This window comes from Neisseria sp. P0021.S007, from assembly GCF_051956855.1.
Genome location: NZ_JBQCXA010001763.1, coordinates 1 through 437, shown reverse-complemented (window position 1 = coordinate 437; position 437 = coordinate 1). Strand labels below are relative to the sequence as shown.

Genomic DNA, 437 nt, shown 5'->3' with positions numbered 1-437 from the left:
AAGAAAACCCCTACACAGCCACCCTCTCCGTGCGCCAGAAAATCACCTCACGCACCGCAGAAAAAGACGTCGAACACATCGAAATCGACCTCAGCGGCTCAGGTTTGCATTATCAGGCAGGCGACGCACTCGGCGTATGGCCGCTGAATGCCGCCGACCTCGTTCAAGAAATCCTCGACCTCAACCAACTGACCGGCAGCGAAACCGTCCAACTTTCAGACGGCCGCGAAACCGACATCCGCACCGCCCTGACCGAATCCGCAGACATCACCCAAAACACACCGGCATTCGTCCAACAATACGCCGAATTAACAAACAACGAAGAACTCAAAGCCATAGCCGCAGATAAAGCCCAACTGGATGCCTACCTCGCCGCCACACCGCCCGTAGGCGTATTCGCAGCCTATCCGCACCCACTGGACGCACAAACCCTATAC

Annotated in this window: 1 pseudogene; it reads left to right on the top strand. The window is 56.5% G+C overall.

The features are described from left to right. Positions 1 to 437, top strand: a pseudogene (cysJ, locus tag ACTHUR_RS21335) (NADPH-dependent assimilatory sulfite reductase flavoprotein subunit); the annotation flags it as partial.